At 49.4% G+C, this 15,812-nt stretch carries 13 protein-coding genes and 1 tRNA gene; 4 read left to right on the forward strand and 10 right to left on the reverse strand.

Features of this window, described 5'->3' with window-relative positions; genetic code table 11:
- Positions 1–38: 38 nt before the first annotated feature.
- Together DW819_RS10635 and DW819_RS10640 are read left to right on the forward strand one after the other, a co-directional pair.
- On the forward strand, positions 39–2,027 hold the full coding sequence (locus DW819_RS10635; protein ID WP_118733264.1) for a fructose-1,6-bisphosphatase: 1,989 nt from the start codon (positions 39–41) through the stop codon (positions 2,025–2,027).
- A gap of 71 nt (positions 2,028–2,098) precedes the next feature.
- Entirely contained in the window at positions 2,099–3,613 is a 1,515-nt protein-coding gene (locus DW819_RS10640; RefSeq protein WP_118733265.1) for a polysaccharide biosynthesis protein, read from the forward strand.
- 115 nt (positions 3,614–3,728) lie between these two features.
- Here DW819_RS10640 and DW819_RS10645 read toward each other — a convergent pair whose 3' ends face one another.
- The 7 genes from DW819_RS10645 to DW819_RS10675 all read right to left on the reverse strand — a co-directional run bounded on the left by DW819_RS10645 (position 3,729) and on the right by DW819_RS10675 (position 11,078).
- The gene (locus DW819_RS10645; protein WP_118733266.1) at positions 3,729–4,580 is read right to left on the reverse strand and encodes a GTP pyrophosphokinase; all 852 of its coding nucleotides are present in this window, start codon (positions 4,578–4,580) and stop codon (positions 3,729–3,731) included.
- Entirely contained in the window at positions 4,577–5,206 is a 630-nt protein-coding gene (locus tag DW819_RS10650; protein ID WP_118733267.1) for a Maf family protein, read from the reverse strand. Before DW819_RS10650 ends, DW819_RS10645 begins: the two co-directional genes overlap by 4 nt.
- A gap of 4 nt (positions 5,207–5,210) precedes the next feature.
- A complete protein-coding gene (gene metA, locus DW819_RS10655; RefSeq protein ID WP_118733268.1) occupies positions 5,211–6,131 on the reverse strand; it encodes a homoserine O-succinyltransferase in 921 nt (306 codons plus the stop codon).
- Positions 6,121–8,115, reverse strand: a complete 1,995-nt coding sequence (gene ligA, locus DW819_RS10660; RefSeq protein WP_118733269.1) for an NAD-dependent DNA ligase LigA — start codon at positions 8,113–8,115, stop codon at positions 6,121–6,123. Before ligA ends, metA begins: the two co-directional genes overlap by 11 nt.
- A gap of 23 nt (positions 8,116–8,138) precedes the next feature.
- Complete coding sequence (locus tag DW819_RS10665) at positions 8,139–8,897, reverse strand: pseudouridine synthase (RefSeq protein ID WP_347560199.1); 759 nt, start codon at positions 8,895–8,897, stop codon at positions 8,139–8,141.
- Positions 8,898–9,043: 146 nt separating this feature from the next.
- Entirely contained in the window at positions 9,044–10,072 is a 1,029-nt protein-coding gene (gene queA / locus DW819_RS10670) for a tRNA preQ1(34) S-adenosylmethionine ribosyltransferase-isomerase QueA (RefSeq protein WP_118733303.1), read from the reverse strand.
- A gap of 34 nt (positions 10,073–10,106) precedes the next feature.
- Positions 10,107–11,078: a hypothetical protein gene (locus DW819_RS10675; protein ID WP_118733271.1), complete on the reverse strand. Its 972-nt coding sequence runs from the start codon at positions 11,076–11,078 to the stop codon at positions 10,107–10,109.
- 149 nt (positions 11,079–11,227) lie between these two features.
- Between DW819_RS10675 and DW819_RS10680 the strand changes: the two genes are divergently transcribed.
- Positions 11,228–11,299 (forward strand) — tRNA-Arg (locus DW819_RS10680).
- Between the two features lie 651 nt (positions 11,300–11,950).
- Here DW819_RS10680 and DW819_RS10685 read toward each other — a convergent pair.
- Positions 11,951–12,406, reverse strand: a complete 456-nt coding sequence (locus tag DW819_RS10685) for a phage holin family protein (protein ID WP_243025801.1) — start codon at positions 12,404–12,406, stop codon at positions 11,951–11,953.
- Between the two features lie 130 nt (positions 12,407–12,536).
- On the opposite strand from DW819_RS10685, the gene DW819_RS10690 reads away from it, so the two are divergent.
- Positions 12,537–13,019 (forward strand): GNAT family N-acetyltransferase, encoded by a 483-nt coding sequence (locus tag DW819_RS10690; protein ID WP_118733273.1) that lies wholly within the window; start codon positions 12,537–12,539, stop codon positions 13,017–13,019.
- Positions 13,020–13,659: 640 nt separating this feature from the next.
- Here DW819_RS10690 and DW819_RS10695 read toward each other — a convergent pair.
- On the reverse strand, positions 13,660–14,946 hold the full coding sequence (locus tag DW819_RS10695) for a DUF1576 domain-containing protein (RefSeq protein WP_118733274.1): 1,287 nt from the start codon (positions 14,944–14,946) through the stop codon (positions 13,660–13,662).
- Between the two features lie 11 nt (positions 14,947–14,957).
- Entirely contained in the window at positions 14,958–15,791 is an 834-nt protein-coding gene (locus DW819_RS10700; RefSeq protein WP_118733275.1) for an undecaprenyl-diphosphate phosphatase, read from the reverse strand.
- Positions 15,792–15,812 lie beyond the last annotated feature (21 nt).

The raw sequence follows: 15,812 nt of genomic DNA on the forward strand, positions 1-15,812 counted from the left end.
ACTAATCTATATTATGATTTTTCACAAGGAGGGTTTATATGAACTACCCGGAAATCCGTTATTTAGAGCGGCTTGCTGACCTGTATCCAACCATCGCATCCGCCTCTACCGAAGTCATCAACATGGAGGCGATCTTAAACCTCCCGAAGGGAACAGAACACTTTCTTACCGACATTCACGGGGAAGATGAAGCATTCGCCCATGTACTCAAGAACGGTTCCGGATCCGTGCGGCGCAAGGTCAACGAAGTATTCGGAAATACCCTGTCCCATCAGGACAAGCGCACCCTTGCAACACTGATCTATTATCCGAGAGAAAAAATGGACCAGATCTTAAAGGTAACCGAGGACAAGGATGAGTGGTTCCGCATCACCCTCTACCGTCTCATTGAGATCTGTAAGCGCGCGGCCAGTAAATACACCCGCTCCAAGGTCCGCAAAGCCATGCCGCCGGATTTTGCCTACGTTCTGGAAGAGCTGATCACCGAAAAAGACGACAGCGTCGATAAAGCTTCCTATTACAACGCCATCGTCAACACGATCATCCACGTTGGCCGCGGCCGGGAATGCATCATCGCCATGAGCCAACTGATCCAGCGTCTCGTCATCGACCACTTACATATTGTAGGCGACATCTTCGACCGAGGCCCTGGTCCTCACAAGATCATGGACAAGCTGATGGACTATCACTCCGTAGATATCCAGTGGGGAAACCACGATGTTCTGTGGATGGGTGCTGCCGCAGGCCAGCCTGGCTGCATTGCCAACGTCATCCGTATCTGCGCCCGCTACGGCAACCTGGATATCTTAGAGGATGGGTACGGCATCAATCTGCTGCCGCTTGCCACCTTCGCCTTAAATACCTACAAGGATGATCCCTGCACCTGCTTTAAGTTAAAGGGTTCCAATGAACTGAACCAGTACGAGGTTGAGGTCAACTTAAAGATGCACAAGGCAATCTCTATCATCCAGTTTAAGGCTGAAGGCCAGCTCATCAAGGAGCACCCGGAATACCACATGGAGCAGCGCAATCTCCTGCATCGCATCGATTACGAGCATGGTACGATCACCATGGATATGCCGGACGAGAACGGCAATCTGGTGCCGCACACCTACACCCTGTTAGACAACAACTTCCCCACTATCGACCCAAAAGATCCTTATGCCTACACCCCGATCGAGGCTGATATTATGGACCGCTTAAGTAAGGCCTTTCTGAACTGTGAAAAGCTTCAGCAGCATGTCAGATTCCTGCTGGCCAAGGGAAGTCTGTATAAGATTTACAACGGAAATCTTCTCTACCATGGCTGCATTCCGTTAAACGCAGACGGAAGCTTCCAGGAAATCGAGATCAATGGTTCCTGCTTCCACGGCAGGGCGCTCTATGATATTCTGGAAAGCTACATCCGCAAAGCTTTCATGGGCGTTTCCGATCGCGAAAAACGTCTTGGCCGGGATATCATGTGGTACATCTGGCTGAATAAAGACTCACCGCTTTTTGGCAAGGACAAAATGGCTACGTTCGAGCGCTACTTCCTGGCTGAAAAAGAAACACACACTGAAAAAAAGAATCCATACTACCGCTATCTGGAAGACGAATCCGTAGTCAACCATATCCTTACGGAGTTCGGTCTTCCGGAAACCGGAAGCCACATCATCAACGGTCATGTTCCGGTCCGTTCCAAAAATGGCGAGAGTCCTGTCAAATGCGGCGGCAAAATTCTGGTCATCGACGGCGGCTTTTCCAAGGCCTACCAGAAAGAGACCGGTATTGCCGGATACACGCTGACCTATAACTCCTACGGTCTGATCCTTTCGGCCCTGGAGCCGTTCGAATCCACCGAAGCAGCAATTGAGCGTGAGATTGATATCCACTCCGACAGTGTCATCGTCCGCCATGCCGACCGCAGAAAGCTGGTAGGTGACACCGACACCGGTGCTGTGCTCCGGGAGAAGATTGCGGATCTCGAGCAGCTTCTTATGGCATACCATAGCGGACTTCTGGTGGAACGTTATGTGAAAAACTAAATCTAAGCCAGTTCTGATTCCGGCCGGAATCTCATATCCTGTAATAAGATTTCCGGCCGGGGGCTGCTTTTATGTTGTTCTGTTCCGATCTTTCCGAAAAAAAACGCGCCTTTCTCACCGGCACGCTGCTGCTCACCGCTGCCGGCTTTCTCTGCCGCCTCCTGGGCTTTTTCTACCGTATTTTTCTTTCCCGTACCATCGGAGCCGAGGGGCTCGGCATCTACAATATGGTACATCCAGTCTACGGCATCTGCTTTGCCCTCTGCGGCGGCTCCATCCAGACTGCCCTTTCCCAGTACATAGCTGCCCATGAAAGCCAGGGGCGAAAAGTCTTTCGCACCGGCCTTACTATCTCCATGGTGCTCTCTGGCATTCTCGCCTTTCTGATCTGCCAGTATCCGGCCTGGATTGCCTCCCATATTCTCATAGAACCGCGTTGTGCGCCGTATCTTCCGGTCATGGGGCTTTCCCTGCCCTTTGCTTCGTTTCACGCCTGTGCCAACGGCTACTGCTACGGTTCCCAGAAATCCCGGGTTCCCGCATTTTCCCAGGTGGCCGAGCAGGTCGTCCGCATGAGCCTGGTTTTCCTGATCGCCGGGAAATGGGCGGCAGAGGGCACAGAGATCACCGTACGGCTGGCTGTTTACGGTCATCTGATCGGAGAGATCGGAGCGGCATCCTTTAACCTGCTGTGCCTGGGGCTGTTTCCGCCCCAGGGCCGAAACATGGAGCGGGCAGAAGAGAGTTCCTGTCTCATGCCCCTCATGACCCTGGCGCTCCCCCTCATGGGAAACCGCCTGATTTTAAATCTCCTAGCTGGCGCCGAGGCTGTCTGGATCCCCAACCGCCTGCAGATGTCAGGCTTAAGCGATGCTGAGGCATTTTCCGTTTACGGCATTCTCACCGGCATGGCCCTGCCCTTCATCCTGTTTCCCTCTGCCATCACCAACTCCATTGCCGTCCTTCTGCTCCCCAGCGTGGCAAAGGATCAGGCTGAAGGCCGCACAGAAAGTATTTCCGGAAGTGTTTCCATGGCGCTGCGCTACAGTCTCTACATGGGGATCCTCTGCATCGGCATCTTTGTACTGTTCGGATGTCCACTAGGTATCAGCGTATTCAAAGAAGAACAGGCCGGACACTGTATGCAGATTCTGGCATGGCTCTGTCCCTTTCTCTATCTGGCCGCCACCATGGGCAGCATCTTAAACGGCCTGGGCTGCACCCGCACCACCTTTCTGCAAAGTGTTGCCGCCATGCTCCTGCGGCTTGTCTTTGTTGTAGCAGGTATCCCGCTTTTCGGAATCTACGGTTATCTCTGCGGCATGCTGATCAGCGAGATATTCCTGGCTCTGGCACACCTGTGGTCCTTAAAGCGGCGGATCCCTTTCATCTGGAATGCCCGTGATATGATCGCAAAACCTGCTTTCTTTTTATTTCTCGCCACCGGCATCCACTATTTTATAGCCGGATTCCTGCCCACACCCTCCGGCACCATGCCGCTGTTTCTCAAAACCTCCGGGCAGATCCTGCTCTTGTCATCCTGTTACGGTGTACTGCTTCTGTATGCGCACATTCTGAGGAAATAAAAAGAAAAAGGCCTGTCGCAAAATTGCCCCCAGAGCATTCCACATAGAGGGGACAATTTTACAACAGGCCTGCCGATTTATCCTATATTCACTCAAACTTATCTTCACCTGAAGCTCAGCTGGTAAATTCCATCTTTTTCTGTTCTTCTTTTTCCATCCGCTTCTGCGCTTCCTTCTCCGCCTGCTCCTTTTCCAGCTGCTCCTGCCGCTGCTGCTTAATACGGCGGAAATAGGAGCTCATCTCATCGGCCATGCCGGCCAGTCGGTTTAAGAGCGTAGAAAAGTCGGAAAGCATTTCGTCATCCTGGTAGTACGGATACACAATATCGTGATCGATCTCGCTCCAGCCTTCTTCAAACAAAGTTCTTCCCTGGATTTCCACGTAATAGCCCTTATATTTGATGATATAGTGAAGAGATCGGTAAATACCATCCGATTTGATGTCGATGAGTTTTTTATCGTAGATACGGGTATCACCGGTACGACGGTACACCTTTGGCCGCTCCGCAATGTAATAGTGCTCCGGATCATCATCAAAATCCAGGATACGGTCTTCGATATAGTTTGCCGGATCATTTTCAAACACAGACGTAATGTAATTGTGAAAATAGATCCAATCCTCACGGTAAAGGAAAAACACCCGGATTCCTATCAGATCTGTCATGTATTTATAGTAATTCTTCCGGTTGATATACTTGTACTGATCCGGCTGTTCGCTCTTTTTTCGGATGATCTTCTCCAGCAGATGCCCTGCTTTCTTGGTCCGGTAACGATAAGAATGGATGCCTGCTTTCTCAATATCATACAGATAGTCATTGACAAAATCCTTACCAATTTTCTTGAGCTGAGGCTCCAGACGGCAGTAGCTGTCGTAGATGGAATTCAGTTCTTCCCATTTCATTCCTGTTTTTTTCAGTGTTTCTTTTTCAATATTATATTCTTTCAGAAAGTCTTTTTTCTTGATCATACATTCTCCTGTCGGGAAATTCCAAGAAGTTCCCGGCATACACGGCCTAACGGAAGGCCAACCACATTGTTATAATCTCCGGAAATTCCTTTTACCCAGACCGCAAACCGGCCCTGAATTCCATAAGCCCCGGCCTTATCCATGGGCTCTCCGGTCTTGACATAGTCCTCAATCTGCTGCTCTGTCATGGAGCAGACAAACACCTCGGTTTTTTCTGCGAAGGTGATGGTTTTCCACTGTTCAGCCGCGTTTTCTGCTGCTTTTCCACAAAACACCAGGGTAACCCCTGTATATACCTGATGTACTTTTCCCTGAAAGGAACGGATCATGCGGACCGCATCTGCCTCATTCTTTGGCTTTCCAAGAATTTTTCCATCGTAAGCCACCACAGTATCTGCGCCGATCACAATAGCATCTTCCCCTGTATGCAGGGCTGCGATATCCTCCGCTTTCTGTCTGGAAAGCTCCATCACCACCTGATCCGGTACTGTGCTGGTGATGACTTCCTCCACATGGCTCGGCTCTATCTCCGGCTCAATGCCCACCTGGCGCAAAAGATCCAGACGGCGCGGAGAAGCCGATGCAAGGATCACGCGCGGAAATCTGTTTTCTGTTGTCTGATCCATATTTTTACTCCTCATCCACCGTCAGAATGTAATCTGTGGTCTGGTATACATAGAAGTTCAGCCAGTTCGCGTACAGCGTATTGGAGGTGTTTCTCCAGGACAGAACCGGAATGTTGAATGGATCATTGTCTTCATAGTAATTGCACGGAAGCTCCGGATGAAGCCCCTTATTCAGATCACGATGGTACTCGTTGTTTAAGGTCATGCGGTCATACTCCGGATGTCCCTGCACAAAGATCTGGCTTCCGGTGTCATTGAGCACCAGAAAGATACCTGCCTCCTGAGATTCTGCCGCAATGATCAGCTCCGGATGCTTCTCAATATCTTTACGGCGCACCTCTGTATAACGGGAATGTGGTGCCATCACATAATCATCCATGCTGCGCACCAGCGGGATCTTGCGGTTTAAGATCTTATGGCGGTAAATTCCGGCCAGCTTTTTCTCCCGCTTATATTTCGGAATTCCGTAATGATAATACAGGCCCGCCTGTGCTCCCCAGCAGATATGCAGAGTCGAATGCACATGGGTCTTGCTCCACTCCATGATGGTTGTCAGCTCATCCCAGTAGTTCACCTCCTCGAATTCCATGTTCTCCACCGGCGCTCCGGTGATGATCATGCCATCGAATTTCCGGCGGCGGATTTCATCAAAGGTAACATAAAACTTATTTAAATGACTGGCTGAGGTATTCTTGGATACGTGGGTCGACAGCATCAGAAACGTACAGTCCACCTGCAGCGGTGTATTGGAAAGTGCACGCAGAAGCTGGGTCTCCGTATCTTCCTTGATCGGCATCAGATTTAAGATCAAAATCTGCAGCGGACGGATATCCTGGCTCATCGCACGGTTTTCATCCATCACAAAGATATTCTCCGACTCCAGAATGGCTCTGGCCGGCAGATCATTTTGTACTTTAATCGGCATTGTTTTCTTCTCCCATCATGTTCAGGAAATCCTGCTCAGAGATAATCGGGATTCCCAGTTCTTTCGCTTTTTTATTCTTTGACGAATTGGATGTCAAATCGTTGTTGATCAGATATGTGGTCTTTGCAGTGACTGAACCGGTAGACTTGCCGCCCCGGGCCTCTATGGCCGCCTGCAGCTCCTTACGGTTGGCAAAATGCTCGACCGAACCGGTGATGACAAAGGTCATACCGGCAAAAATGGCTGCTTCGGTATTCTCTGACTCATTCTGAATGGTAAGCTCTGCCAACAGTCCGTCCACAGCCTCCCGATTCTTCACCGAAGCAAAATATGCGATCCAGGCATCGGCCAGAACAGCACCAATGCCATCCACCGCAGTCAGCTCTTCTGCCGTAGCGTGACGCATCTTTTCAAAATCGTAGTCAAAAGAGCGGCACAGCATCTTGGCATTTGCCAGGCCAATCCCCGCCACGCCAATGCCATATACCACGCGCACCAGGTTGGTGTGGGAGGCTTTTTTAACCGCTGCCATCAGATTTTCATACGATTTTTCTCCAAAACCATCCATGGAAATAATCGCTTCCTTATGACGGTCCAGATGAAACATATCCGCATAGCTGTGAATGAAACCGGCTGCAATAAACTTTTCCAGCGTTGCCTCCGAAAGTCCGTCGATGTTTAAAGCATCCCGGCTGACTAACAGAGAAAAGCTTTTGATTTTCTTTGCCTGGCAGTCCGGGTTTGTGCAGTACAGAGACTTAACGTCATTCATCTGCCGGATCTGGGTCTTACCACCGCAGACCGGACAGAATTCCGGAATCACGATATTGCCGCTGCAGGTCAGGTTTTCCGCAATCTGCGGGATGATCATGTTCGCCTTATAGACCGTAATGGTATCTCCCTCGCCCAGCTTCATGGCCTCCATGATGCTGATGTTGTGGACGCTGGCACGGCTCACCGTGGTTCCCTCCAGCTCCACCGGATCAAAAATTGCCACCGGATTGATAAGCCCGGTTCTCGATGCGCTCCACTCGATTTTCCGAAGCGTGGTCTCCCGGATTTCATCTGCCCACTTGAAGGCAATGGAATTTCGTGGAAATTTTGCCGTGCGTCCAAGGGCATCACCGTAGGCAATATCGTCCATCAGAAGCACCAGGCCGTCTGACGGAATATCGTAACTCTGGATGGCTTCCGCAAACTCTGCTACTGCATCCGGCAGGGTCGCTGCAGTAACTTTCCTGTACTCTACCACATCAAAGCCCTGGGTCTTTAACCACTCAAACTGCTCTTTTCTGGAATTGTGGAAATCCACCTCCGGGTTCACGGCACGCACCAGCATAAACGCTTCAAAATTTACGCTGCGCTTTGCGGTGATCTCATTGTTTAACTGGCGCACCGATCCGCTGCATAAATTTCTCGGGTTTTTATATTTTGCGTCCACATCCTCGATTTCTTCATTGATGCGGGCAAAGTCCGAATATTTGATGATCGCCTCTCCCCGCAGGATCAGCTGTCCCTGATAGGGGATACGAAGCGGCACATTGGAAAACACCCTGGCATTGTTGGTAATCACCTCACCAATCTCACCGTTGCCGCGAGTAACAGCCTTGACCAGCTCTCCACCCTCATAAGTGAGTACAATGGTCAGGCCGTCCAGTTTCCAGGAGAGCAGGCCCTTCTGACTTCCCAGCCACTCCTGCAATACCGGTACTTCCTTCGTCTTATCCAGCGAGAGCATCGGCGCCTCATGGGCTTCCTTTGGAAGCTCACTTAACACCTCATACCCCACTTTCTGGGTCGGGCTTCCGGCTAAAACAGTGCCGGTTTCTTTTTCCAGCTCCAGCAGTTCGTCATAGAGTCTGTCATATTCAAAGTTGCTCATGATCTCACGACTCTCCTGATAATAAGACCGTGATGCTGCCAGAAGCTGCCGGTGCAGCTCCTTCATGCGCAAAATCCTGTTGTCATTCTGTTTCTGATCCATATTCGTCACCCGCCTGTTTTGTTTTACTCGTCCTGTCCAGCCAAAAGCTCCGCCTCTTCCCGCTCCAGACGTGCCTGCTCTAACTGCCACTCCAGTTCTTCCAGTTCCTTGGGTGTTGCGCGGCGGAAGTCTCCGGTATTTAATTTACCCAGATAGATGTTCATGATACGGACACGCTTTAAGGTTACCACACGGTAGCCCAACTCTGCGCACATTCGCCGGATCTGGCGGTTTAAGCCCTGCGTCAGGATGATCCGGAAGGTTTTTACTCCGGCAGCCTCTACCTTACAGGGTCTTGTCGTCACTCCAAGCTCTTTCAGTTCCACACCTTCACGCATCTTCTTTAAAAATGCTGCATTGAAGGGCTGATCCACAGTAACCAGATATTCTTTCTCATGAAAATTTCCTGCATGCATGATCTCATTAGCCAGCTCGCCCTGATTTGTCATGAGCAGAAGCCCTTCGGAGTCTTTGTCCAGACGTCCCACCGGATACACTCTCGCCGGATACTGGATCAGATCTACTACATTAGGCGCACGGTCCTTATCCGAGGTGGTACACACAATCCCTCTCGGCTTGTTCACTACCAGCAGCACCGGCTTTGCCTTTTTGCTGCCTGCCGCCTTTCCCACCGGTTTTCCATCGCAGATGATCCTTTCCTGACCGGTCACCTTCTCGCCCATCTCCGCTCTGCGGCCATCGATGGTCACTTTTCCGGCCTCAATAAGACGGTCTGCCTCTCGCCGGGAGCAGACACCCTGCTCGCTTAAATATTTATTCAAACGGATCTCTTCCATATTAGTTCCTTTCTGCAGCTTTTCCGTTCCATTCGTGCATGTTCCATCATCCGGAGCACGCTCTTCACCGTTTCATAAGCCGAAAATGGCTATCCCCCCACCAGGGAGATAGCCTGTCTCTTACCCGGTCTTTAATCGTGAATGAACATCGCATCACCAAAACTAAAGAAACGGTAGCGTTCCTTAATTGCCTCCTTATAAGCATGCAGTACATGCTCGCGTCCTGCCAGCGCAGAAACCAGCATCACCAGAGTAGACTCCGGCAGATGGAAGTTCGTGATCAGGCAGTCCAGGATTTTAAATTTATAACCCGGATAAATAAAAATCTCGGTCCAGCCGCTTCCGGCCTTTAAGATTCCGTCCTCTCCGGTGGCAGACTCAATGGTACGGCAGCTGGTGGTACCCACACAGATAACGCGGCCGCCTGCTGCCTTGGTATCGTTGATCTTTTTTGCCTCAGATTCCTCTACCATATAAAACTCAGAATGCATATGATGCTCCAGCACATTCTCTACCTTGACCGGACGGAACGTGCCAAGACCTACATGCAGCGTTACATGCGCAATCTTTACCCCCATCTCCTCGATCTGCGCCAGAAGCTCTTTCGTAAAATGCAATCCGGCAGTTGGTGCTGCCGCAGAGCCGTCGTGCTCTGCGTATACCGTCTGATAACGGTTCTTGTCCTTTAACTGATGGGTAATGTACGGCGGAAGCGGCATCTGTCCAAGCTGATCCAGGATCTCCTCAAAAATCCCCTCGTAGGAAAACTGGATCAGACGGTTGCCCTCATCTACCACATCGATCACTGTGCCCTTTAACAGGCCTTCACCGAAAACGATCACTGTACCCGGCCGGCATTTTTTACCAGGCTTTACCAGCGTCTCCCAGATATCATTTTCCCGGCGTTTTAACAGAAGCACCTCGATTTGGGCCTGGGTGTCTTCCTTCACACCAAACAGGCGTGCCGGAATAACCTTGGTGTTGTTGATGACCAGACAGTCCCCCGGTCTTAAATACTCGGTGATGTCGCGGAAGTGGCGATGCTCCATTTCCCCGGTGTTTTTATCCAGCACCAGAAGGCGGGAAGAGGAACGGTCCTCCAGCGGATCCTGCGCGATCAGTTCCTGAGGCAGATCAAAATAAAAATCTTTTACATTCATAGTTTCCATAGTATTATCTTCTTTCTTTTCTGTTTTAGTTTGCGGCCGCACCGGTTTCCTCTGTGCTCTGAGGCTCTGCCGCAGACTCGGTTACTGTTTCGCTGCTCCCTTCGCCCGCACTCACCTCAGTTTCCACACTGTCGGCTCCGCTCCCGGAAGATTCTTCCTCACCGATCACAACCTCCGGCTCCTGGCCGTCATCATAAACCGGCGAACCATCACGAAGGACGCCGTAAACACTGTTTAAATCCTCATCGGAATTCAGGGCTTCCTTCAGCTTCACATTTACACTGGATGCCAGCTTCCGCACCTCCTCCGAATGATTGGAGGTCTCCACAAACTGGAGCACATTCTCCGAAAGATCCGCATCGTTGATGATATGAAAATTACCCTCACTGTCTTTCTCTACATAGCACCACATGATCATGGGCGCTGCTGTTTTCACGGAATGGAACTTAATATCTGCCAGCGCGTAAACCAGCCAGCTGTCTGCTGTCACACCGTCACGCACATAGGTGGTGATATTCTCAAACTCCTGCACATACTTGGAATTGCTGCGCAGTCTGGTCTTCTCATGTTCCAACTCCGTAAAGGAAAGACCGGATACCCCGTAAATCTCATTCATGGTGTCTGCGTCTCCGCTGGCCCGCGCAGTAAAATATTTTTTCATCAGACTTAAGACTTCCGGCACACTGTCATGAGTCAGATTTTCCGTTGTGTAAGGATCCCCGTTTTCTTCTGAAGCTTCTGTCTCCGCTTCTGCTGCCGTATCGGTTTCTGTCTCTGCAGATTCACCGGTTTCTGCCATTGTCTCCGGTTCCTGCTCCTCTGTTTCTGCCGTTTCCGTCACCGCAGGCAGTTCCTCTGCCCGTTTTTTTCCGTAATCTGCAAGTACGATCACGATCATCAGCACAATGACTACAAGCGGAATCACAAGAACCGGAAGCAGTGCCTTTTTCTCTGCATCTGCACTTTCATTCTGAAAAAAATTCCAGTTATGTTTCATAAAATGTTATCCTCCAGCTTTTCAAAATTACCACTGCTGTATCACATTCTGATTGCATACAAATAGCAGATACATCATATCAAAATCAGGCTAAAAAATCAACAAATCCCCTTGCAAATTCGAAAAAAGTATAGTATCATGATATAGATGCGTCTGTAGCTCAGTGGATAGAGCAGTGGCCTCCGGAGCCGCGTGCGTAGGTTCGATTCCTATCAGACGCATTTTTCTTTTACCCAGTATTTAAACGGATTAAACCCGGATACTGCAGCGCGCCATCAGATCCAAGATACCGGGCTTGGTGCGGCACTAAGCATAAAGAGCGTTCTGCTCCGCTGCAGTGCGCAAAGTCTCGCTGATTGATACAGTGATGCCCTCAGTGGCGCATGCTTTTAAGCCAGTCACTAGCAATGCTCTGCAGGCGCGGGTGACAAAGTGAAATGTCTCTCATAAATTTGTTCTCTTTTCTTTCATTGTATGATTTTTATGACATATTGACTTTTTAGCCCAAATAGAATATGATATAAGCAGCTAAGAAATGTGGTGAATTTCTCATGCGATGCAAAAACCCCAGAGGCTGCTATCCTCTGGGGTTTTCTTGTTCGTCACGGTGAACCACTCCGTTTAGGCTGTTGCTGCCTACTTGTCTCTGTCCAGCCATTTGCATATGTAGTAGCTAACTATACCTGCTAAAACAGAGACAAGAAATGTGGTGACTAATTCTGTCATGGATGCACACCTCCTTTCTGCTGGAGGTTCGGCAGCTCCTACATCATATCATACTTCATGCCAATATTCTACATAATTCCTGTTGCAACGTCGCAATGGCGGCCATCACCCGGGCTGCTGGCGGGAGATATCTGGATCACCTCCTTCTACTCTGTGCTGTCTCCATTCTCTCTATTATTATCAATCTTGCTTTTCAGTGCTGCTATGTACTTCATAAGCCAGCCCGGTACCGGGGCACCCATGCGGCCAGCATTCTCAGTGATTGATAAGGCTTCATTTAATAAATACCAAACAGTTACAAGCAGCGAAAGTATTGTGTTCGGTAGGGTAAATCTTAAAACATCTGATGTCTGAATAATAATATAATCAATAACCATCGCCACGGCGATCACAACCAGATACGCCACCTTTTTGGCAATGCCCTTTGCACCTTTTCGGCTGCTCCATCTATATGACTTATCATCTGGATGGTCCAACGCTTCCACTGCGCTTGCTGCCATGCCAGAAAGATAGTCTATCACCATCAGGCATGACAGCAATCCCAGAAGGTAAAATGTCACCCCAAACTTTTCGCTGAGATAGGCAACCAGACCAGTGAACAAAATTCCATTTTGTTATTTTTTTGTCTTTCGCATGCCAAACCACGTTTGCCGAAACTGCCGGCTGGATTTTTCAAAGCCATCATGCTACAATACCATCTGTCTTTAGAAAAAAATCAGGAGGACTTTCCCTATGTTAATCAGAACCGCCACCATAGAAGATCTTGATGCAGTCACCGCTGTTGAGGCTGAATGCTTCCCACCCGCTGAGGCTGCCACCCGCAGTGATTTTAAACAGCGCCTGGCCCATTACAGTAACCATTTCTGGCTCATGTTCGATGAAGATAAGCTCATTGCCTTTGTAGACGGCATGGTCACCGATATGGCTGACCTGACCGATGAAATGTATGAACATGCCGCTCTCCATAAGGAAGACGGTACCTGGCAGATGATCTTCGGCGTCAATACCATCCCGGAGTACCGCAGACATGGCTATGCCGGAACCCTAATACAACGTGCCATCTCAGATGCCAGAGCTCAGGGCCGCAAAGGACTTGTGCTCACCTGCAAAGATAAACTGATCCATTATTACGCAAAATTCGGCTTCGTAAACGAAGGAGTGTCCGCCTCCGTACATGGCAATGTAACATGGTATCAGATGCGGTTAAGTTTCTGAGCGCAATATTGCAATTTAAAGAATAATCAATAAGGTCCGAAGGTTCGGTCAGACCATACAGAATAAGCAGATGCTGTGAAATTTTGTACTTCATTCGCTCCGCCGCCTGTTGCCAGACCTGCGAGCAAAACTCGCGTGCGCTGCACGCTCAGACAATGCTCTCCGGTCTGGCGCTATGCTCGCTCATGAATCTGCGAACGCGTCACTGGCGCGTTCTTGATATGCAATGCAAGAAAATTCCAACGCATCTGCTTATTCTGTATGGTCTGACCGAACCTTCTACTGTATTGGTTATTCTGCGATAATAATAAACGCAGCCAGAACGTTACTGACGAAAGCCTGTAATTCGGCTTTTATGTTCTGGCTGCGTTTTCTTTTTATGGCAGAGTTAATATAGGCTGTAGCTACTATTTTTTAGCGAAGCCAATACAGCAGGAAGTGAATGAGACCGCTTTCCGGGATTTTCAACATATCAGGTGTTTGCATCTTGAGCACACACGTCCGAATGTGGCGGATGTTAATCCGACACAGGCGAACGCGTGTTAGCGAGAGCAAGCAAACAACGATATGTGAAAATAGAGGAAGGCGGTCTCTTTCACTTCCGGACCTTTATTCAGCTTTGTAACTCAAATTTTTATTGTTACAATGATAATCCGCCGCGTGCTCTCGCCCGTCTGTCGCGGATGGACTGGATCACCGGAACCAGGAACATAGCCACAAGGCCGCCTGCGAATCCGTTGTTATATAGATTCATACCTCCATATACGATTCCCACATTCAGTGCTACGGAGGAATGTAAAAATCCTGCGATCACACCGGCGATGATTCCAAACTCACCGGCAATCGGTGCAAGGGTGGTAGAAAGAAGCAGTGCAAGGATCGCCGATGGGTCGGTGATGTTCCAGCTTTTTGCCTCGCTGGCAATCAGCACTCCGGCCATGACCGGAAGAATATTGCGCAAATGCTTACCGGTAGCACTAAAGCCCACCACGGTAAAGATCCCGCCGATAGTCGGACCGTTTAAATCCGCACCTACCATCACCACAAAGAGCATGGAAGCCAGACCATTCACGCCCATATTGATCATGACTGCTGCACCGCCCTCAGACTTATAGTAGTCGGTTCCTCCCAGTCCGTAGGACCGCAGAATACTGCGGTAATCTTCCAGCGCCATGGGATCAGTGATAATGCCATACAGAATCATAGCTCCAAACAGAATGGCCAGCAGAATGATAAAGGTCTGATTCTGACCGGTAAACCAGATCAGACGGGATTCAATGGTTACGCCAAAGGATTTCAGGATGGATACGATCACGGTCGCAATAATTCCACCTGCAAATCCTACGTTGTAAAGAGAATAACCCTTGTGAGAAAAATGCACATGGGTACTTAACGGCGGCAGTACGAATCCAATGATGATGCCCGTAGCCGCGCACAGAAGGAACCGCAGCGGCAGCGGCAGATCCACAATGTGCATGACCTGGCTTACGATCGGGGACAGGCTTGTCCCGTAAAATCCGACGTACAGGTAACGCTTCACGGTAGTTTTATGATACCTTGCGTATAAGAACACACCCACCAGAATCATCCAGATGTTTAACAGATTTTTTCCGAACAGGGAGAAACCAAACATCAGGCAGGTAGATGTAACGGTATGTCCGTCAAAATTCATATCCAGGGCGTACATAATACCGATACAGATCAGTGTCAGTACACCGGCATTGATAAATGCAGCACCCACACCTCCAATCACGAAATAGTCCGTGATCAGAAAGTCCGGCTCTCGTATGATCTCCACGATTCCATGAAAGATTTGATCCACCGGCTGCATAAACAGGCCCACCACAATAAAATACAGCGGAAGCAGCGACAGGATCAAAAAGCATTTCTTTTTTGAAAGGGGTCTCTGTATTCCAAATCGATTCATCGATTCCTCCATTATCCAAGGAATGCAGTTACTCCGAAATAGAACAGCACGATGACGCCCAGCACGATCCGGTAATAACCAAATACCTTAAAATTATTCTTTCTGATGTAGCCCATCAGGAATTTGATGGAATACACCGACACTACAAATGCGATCACCATACCAGCGATCAGGTAAAACAGCTCCAGCCCGGTAAAATGGATGCCGAACTTCACCAGCTTTAGCAGACTGGCACCGAACATAACCGGAATACCCAGGAAAAAGGAAAACTCTGCTGCCGCGCTTCGGGAGCAGCCCAGGATCATGGCACCTAAAATGGTGGAACCGGAACGAGAGGTACCCGGCACCAGAGAAAGTACCTGGAACAGGCCAATGAAAAACGCAGTTTTGTAAGAGATCTGTCCGGTACGCTGGATCGGGAAATCTGTATACTGATTATGATTTTCCAGAACGATAAACAGTATACCGTAAATGATCAGCATAGCTGCCACCACATATCCATTGTACAGGTGGGCATCCATCCAGTCATCCAGGAGCAGCCCCAGTATTGCCGCCGGAACGCAGGCTACCACAATCTTCATCCAGAGCTTTACGGTCCCCGCCTTCTGTGCCTTTGTTTTTCCCGGATCAAAGGGATTCAGGCGCCGGAAATACAGGACGACAACTGCCAGAATGGCCCCCAGCTGGATCACCACCCGGAACATGGACATAAATGCATCCGTCACGTTTAAGTGGATGATCTCATCCACCAGGATCATATGCCCGGTACTGCTGATGGGAAGCCATTCGGTAAAGCCCTCCACAATACCCAGTACCAGAATCTTCAGAAATTCAATAAACTCCATCGTTCTACCTCATTTCTTTTT

This window comes from Clostridium sp. AM33-3, from assembly GCF_003480315.1.
GTDB lineage: Bacteria > Bacillota > Clostridia > Lachnospirales > Lachnospiraceae > Brotaphodocola.

Excerpts from the sequence above, each read along its gene's own strand:
- DW819_RS10635 (WP_118733264.1), top strand. The coding sequence starts at position 39 with ATGAACTACCCGGAAATCCGTTATTTAGAGCGGCTTGCTGACCTGTAT.
- DW819_RS10640 (WP_118733265.1), top strand. The coding sequence starts at position 2,099 with ATGTTGTTCTGTTCCGATCTTTCCGAAAAAAAACGCGCCTTTCTCACC.
- DW819_RS10645 (WP_118733266.1), bottom strand. The coding sequence starts at position 4,580 with ATGATCAAGAAAAAAGACTTTCTGAAAGAATATAATATTGAAAAAGAA.
- DW819_RS10650 (WP_118733267.1), bottom strand. The coding sequence starts at position 5,206 with ATGGATCAGACAACAGAAAACAGATTTCCGCGCGTGATCCTTGCATCG.
- metA (WP_118733268.1), bottom strand. The coding sequence starts at position 6,131 with ATGCCGATTAAAGTACAAAATGATCTGCCGGCCAGAGCCATTCTGGAG.
- ligA (WP_118733269.1), bottom strand. The coding sequence starts at position 8,115 with ATGGATCAGAAACAGAATGACAACAGGATTTTGCGCATGAAGGAGCTG.
- queA (WP_118733303.1), bottom strand. The coding sequence starts at position 10,072 with ATGAATGTAAAAGATTTTTATTTTGATCTGCCTCAGGAACTGATCGCG.
- DW819_RS10675 (WP_118733271.1), bottom strand. The coding sequence starts at position 11,078 with ATGAAACATAACTGGAATTTTTTTCAGAATGAAAGTGCAGATGCAGAG.
- DW819_RS10690 (WP_118733273.1), top strand. The coding sequence starts at position 12,537 with ATGTTAATCAGAACCGCCACCATAGAAGATCTTGATGCAGTCACCGCT.
- DW819_RS10695 (WP_118733274.1), bottom strand. The coding sequence starts at position 14,946 with ATGAATCGATTTGGAATACAGAGACCCCTTTCAAAAAAGAAATGCTTT.
- DW819_RS10700 (WP_118733275.1), bottom strand. The coding sequence starts at position 15,791 with ATGGAGTTTATTGAATTTCTGAAGATTCTGGTACTGGGTATTGTGGAG.